The 4,934-nt window shown below is 60.5% G+C and carries 5 protein-coding genes; 2 read left to right on the top strand and 3 right to left on the bottom strand.

What is annotated here, in order from left to right; translation table 11 throughout:
- Positions 1 to 1,211, bottom strand: a 1,211-nt coding sequence (locus tag P7F28_RS17090; protein WP_368860340.1) for an MFS transporter, incomplete at its 3' end; no start/stop codon positions are given.
- Between the two features lie 293 nt (positions 1,212 to 1,504).
- Between P7F28_RS17090 and P7F28_RS17085 the strand changes: the two genes are divergently transcribed.
- Positions 1,505 to 2,527 carry a LacI family DNA-binding transcriptional regulator gene (locus P7F28_RS17085; protein WP_277185708.1) on the top strand — a complete coding sequence of 341 codons (1,023 nt, stop codon included), beginning with the start codon at positions 1,505 to 1,507 and terminating at the stop codon, positions 2,525 to 2,527.
- 24 nt (positions 2,528 to 2,551) lie between these two features.
- Here the strand turns inward: P7F28_RS17085 and P7F28_RS17080 are convergent, their stop codons facing one another.
- Positions 2,552 to 3,094, bottom strand: a complete 543-nt coding sequence (locus P7F28_RS17080; protein WP_277185707.1) for a hypothetical protein — start codon at positions 3,092 to 3,094, stop codon at positions 2,552 to 2,554.
- Between the two features lie 106 nt (positions 3,095 to 3,200).
- Here P7F28_RS17080 and P7F28_RS17075 point away from each other — a divergent pair, with 106 nt between their 5' ends.
- On the top strand, positions 3,201 to 3,881 hold the full coding sequence (locus P7F28_RS17075; protein ID WP_277185706.1) for a TetR/AcrR family transcriptional regulator: 681 nt from the start codon (positions 3,201 to 3,203) through the stop codon (positions 3,879 to 3,881).
- A 13-nt stretch (positions 3,882 to 3,894) separates the two neighbouring features.
- Here the strand turns inward: P7F28_RS17075 and P7F28_RS17070 are convergent, their stop codons facing one another.
- Positions 3,895 to 4,800 (bottom strand): LysR family transcriptional regulator, encoded by a 906-nt coding sequence (locus tag P7F28_RS17070; protein ID WP_277185705.1) that lies wholly within the window; start codon positions 4,798 to 4,800, stop codon positions 3,895 to 3,897.
- Positions 4,801 to 4,934: the final 134 nt, after the last annotated feature.

Below are 4,934 nucleotides of genomic sequence, written 5' to 3'. Positions count from 1 at the left end.
ACGAACACCAGCGCCGCCGCGAACGAACCCGTGCCCTGCACGAGATAGCCGATGACGATCGGCGTCGTGATACCCGCCGTGTTGCCGAAGGTGTTGAAAAGCGCCGCGCACAGCCCGCTCGCTTCCTTGGGCGCGGTATCCGAGACGACCGCCCAGCCAAGCGCGCCTATACCTTTGCCGAAGAACGCCGCCGCCATGATGCCGACCACGAGCCATTGGTTATCGACGTAATTGCTCGCGATCATGCAGGTCGAAAGCAGCAGGCCGACGACGATCGGCACCTTGCGCGCGGTGCTGGTCGAATGTCCTCGCTTCATCAGCCGATCCGACACCACGCCGCCCAGCACGCCGCCGAGAAAGCCCGCAATTGCCGGAATCGACGCGACGAAGCCGGCCTTCAAAATCGACATATGACGTTCCTGCACGAGGTAGATCGGGAACCACGTGAGGAAGAAGTACGTCAGCGTTGTTATGCAGTACTGTGCAATGAACACGCCAAGCATCATGCGGCTCCTGAGCAGTTGCGCGAATACTTGCGCGCCATTGTTCTTTTGATGCGCACGCGCGACGCGGCGTTCATCGGCGAGTTGCTTGTCTTCGAGATCGACCATCGCGCCGTTGTCGGCGATAAAGCGCACTTCGGCGTCGTTGGCAAGCGGATGCTGGCGCGGAGCGTAGATCGTTTTCAGCCACACGCCGGTGATGATCACGCCGAGCGCGCCCATCGCGTAGAACACGTGCGGCCAGCCATACGTATGCGTGATCCAGCCCATGATCGGCGTGAACAATACGGCCGCGAAGTATTGCGACGAGTTGAAAATGGCCGATGCCGTGCCGCGTTCCGCTGTCGGGAACCATGTCGCGGTCAGGCGCGAATTGCCGGGAAATGCGGGCGCCCCGGCCGCGCCGACCAGAAAACGCAGCGCGAACAGCGTCACCACTGCAACACCGACGGGCAAGGCCGCGACGAAACCCTGACACGCGGTGAGAATCGACCAAAAGAAAATGCTGCACGCGTAGACGCGCTTCGAGCCGAAACGGTCCAGCAGCCAGCCGCCCGGAATCTGCGCGATCACATACGCCCACGCGAACGAAGAGAAGATGTAGCCCATTTCCACGGGCGATACACCCATCGCCTTTTGGATGGACGAGCCGGTGATGGAAAGCGTGGCGCGATCGGCGTAATTCACCGTCGTCACCAGAAACAGCATGAAAACAATCAGAAAGCGCGCGCGGCTTCGGCCGCTGTAGTCAGCGTTGGGACGGCTCGAAAGCGAGGCGCGCGAATCGCTCGCACTTGTTTCGTCATACGAATTATCTGTTCGCGTGATGCCCTTTTCCATTCATGTCTCCGTCGTCCAGTTGTGTGACGTCTCATGGAAACGGATGATATGTTAGCGCAAACATTCGTTGAACCGGGGTTTTCCCGCATCTCAAAAATATGATGTCCGATGTCTTTTACTGGCTGGCCCGCTGGGTAAAATGGTGCCGATAAGGAGCGGACATGGATAAGCACTTCGTCGATGAAACAGGCGCGAGCGTCACGCTCGAAGACGTGGCGCGCGTGGCGGGCGTGACGGCCATGACCGTGTCTCGCGCGATGAATCGCCCCGAGCTCTTGCGCGAAGAAACGCGGGCTCGCGTGATGGACGCGGTGCGCGTGACGGGCTATGTGCCGAATCTCCTCGCGGGCGCGCTCGCCAGCAACAAGAGCAAGCTCGTCGCCCTGCTGCTGCCGACCATCGCCACGTCGATTTTCACGGACATGGTGCAGTCAATGATGTCGTCGCTCGCGGCATCCGGTTATCAGACGCTGCTCGGCCTCACCGAATATCTTCCCGAACGCGAGGAGCAGATCGTGCAAACCTTGCTCGGGAGACGTCCCGACGCAATCGTGCTGACCGGCACCGATCACACCGCATTGACGCGCGAACGCCTCGCCCGAACGCGCGTGCCGATTCTGGAGATATGGGATCTTGTCGATGATCCGATCGATATGCTGATCGGCTTTTCGCACGAAGCGATCGGCAGCGCGGTTGCGCGGCATTTGCTGGGCAAGGGGTATCGGCGCTTCGGCGTGGTATCGGCGGACGATCCGCGTGGATTGCGGCGCAGCCGCAGCGTGATCGACGAGTTGGATAAGCAAGGCGTGCGCGATGTACCGATCGAGATATTGCCCGCGCCCGCGACGCCTCAGTCGGGCCGCGATGGATTTACGCGCATGCTGGAACGCGGCCTGCCCGACGTCATCGTATGCAGCACGGATACGCTCGCGCAGGGCATTCTGGCGGAAGCGGGCCAGCGCGGCTTGAACGTGCCGCGCGATGTCGCCGTGATGGGCTTCGGTGATCTGAGCACGGCGGCGCACGTGCATCCGGCGCTATCGACCGTGCGCGTGGAAGGCGCGGCGATCGGCACGCTTGCGGCCGAGTCTTTGCTGGCGCGGCTGGCGGATAAGCCTGCGGTTGCCGCCGCGCCTTTACGTATCGATGCGGGCTTTACGATCGTCGATCGCGAGAGCGCATAGTTTCCAATTGCCGCTTATGCCCGCTTACGCCTGGCGCGCTTGCTGCGGATACCATCCGGTGAACTTGATCGCTGCGTAAAGCGCAGCGGCAGTGATAAGGATTCCGATCGAATGCGATACGGTCGGCACGTAAGCCATCAATATATCGGCCCCGACCATTGCGGCGAACGCGAGCGCCCAGGCGAACGTGATCTCATAGTTCAGGCGCAGAAAGCCGGGCGAATTCCACAATTCAGGCGCGACTTTCTCGCGGGCATATTGCAGCGTGAACGGCTGACGCAAAGCCATCGACGCTAGTACGATCAGCATCAGCCCGGCATCGACACGCAAACGCACGGCCGCCACCGACCACGACGCATCGAACATCAACGAATACAGCGTCAATGCACCGAACAGCACGAACGTGCCGATTTCGAGAATCTTCACGCGGCGTTCGCTTGACAGGAAATCGCGCGCCAGCAGGATTGCGGACACAGCCGCGCCCGCTGCCAGTCCCGCCGATACACCAACAACGCGTTCGATCACGACAAACGCAATGAAAGGAGCAAACGCGAGCAGCATGTTCATCGAAGACTCCGGGAATAATGTGTCCAGTGGAAACATTTTGACTTCGCTCGCTCGATCCGTCAACATGTGTTTTCACTGGAAACATATGCAGAAAGCGAAGGTGTTGATGAAAGAAGCGATTAAAAAAACACGGGGAAAAGCAGTTGTCGAAGCGGAGCGCCCCTATCATCACGGCGCGCTGCGCGATGCTCTGCTCGATGCCGCCGAAACCGTTCTGCGGCGTGACGGCTTGCGCGGGCTGACCTTGCGAGCCATCTCGCGCGAAGTCGGTGTATCGCACACCGCGCCGCAGCGGCATTTCAACGACACGGCGGGCGTGCTGAGCGAGCTTGCTGCAATCGGTCATCACCGGCTGGCGGCCTCGATGGCAGCGCATGCGAAAGGCATCGAGAACGAGATCGATCGTCGCAAGGCCATTGCGCGTGGCTATATCAAGTTCGCGGTTAAACAGCCGGATCTGTTTCGGCTGATGTCGCGCAATGAACTGCTCGATCAGTCAAACGAAGCACTCGGGCAGGCAAGGCGTATGTCGATTCGCGCGCTGGCCGGAACGATTGCGCGGCAAGAAGGCGGCGAGCGTGCAATCGAAAGCATCGACACCGCGCGGGCCGTGGAAATGACGGCGGGATGGGCTTACGTGCACGGCCTGGCGACACTGCTGATCGATGGCCGTCTGGACAGCGTCGCGCGCATCACGGATAACATCGACGATGCTGCTGCGCTGGTTGAGACGGCTATCGAACGAATGCGCCTGGTTTTAGCGGATAAAATCACCCGAAAGCATTGAGCAGGATTCCTTGCTAACTTTTGCTCAGGAACAAATCCGCCACGACCGAACGCAGCCAGCGATTCCCCGCCTCGTGATGATACTTCGCATGCCAGTGCTGCCGCACCGCGAATCGATCGACCGTGAACGGGCATGAGTGCACGGCGATATCGTTCACGCGCGCGAGCGTTTCGCCGATGTTTCGCGGCAGCGTTGCAAGCAGATCGGTCGAGCGGATGATCGATCCCAGACCAAGCATGCCAGGCAGTTCGAGCACGACATCGCGCTCGATGTTTTCGCGCAGCAACGCCTGCTCCAGCAATTGCGCGCCCGTGCCCGCAGCGATAATCACATGCCCCTCGCTGCAATATTGCTTGAGGGTTAATCGGGCGCGCACACGCGGATGATTCGGATTGGCAAGACACACCCAGTCCTGCATATAAAGCTGTTGCTGATACATGCCGCCGCCAAGCCACGGCACATGGCCGATCGCAAGGTCGGCCTCGCCGGATTCGAGCGCGCGTTCCGTATTCCCGTCGATTCTCGCCGCTTCCAGCCGAATGCCAGGCGCTTGCGCACGCACATGCGCCAGCATGCGCGGCAGCAGCGTGATGTGGCTCGCATCGGTCATGCAAATGCGAAAGCGGCGCTTGGCCGTGGCGGGATCGAAGGAAATCTCCCACGCCGCGAAACGGCGCAGCGATTCCAGAATTTCGCGGCACGGTCCGATCAACGCATCCGCTTGCGGTGTCGGCGTCATGCCGCCGGGCGTGCGTACGAACAACGGGTCCTGCAAGTGCTCGCGCAAACGCCCGAGCCAGATGCTCACCGTGGGCTGGCTCTGTCCCAACTGCTCCGCTGCGCGCGTCACGCTGCGCACGTCATACAGAAGATCGAAAAGCTGAAGCAGTTTGAAATCGGGCAGTTCGGACGGATTCATGGCGTTCCCGGCAGTATTGTCATTCGCAATATCCCTATTGTAGTCATTGCATTGCGCCTGTGAACGCATCCCCGTATCTTGATTTCGGGAGTCTGAATAACAGAGTCCGCCCGCGAGATGCAGCCTTCGACGCT

The sequence above is a fragment of the Caballeronia sp. BR00000012568055 genome, from assembly GCF_029439455.1.
Taxonomy (GTDB): Bacteria; Pseudomonadota; Gammaproteobacteria; order Burkholderiales; family Burkholderiaceae; genus Caballeronia.
The sequence above is the reverse complement of the archived record's forward strand: the minus strand, read 5'-3'. Positions and strand labels throughout refer to the sequence as shown.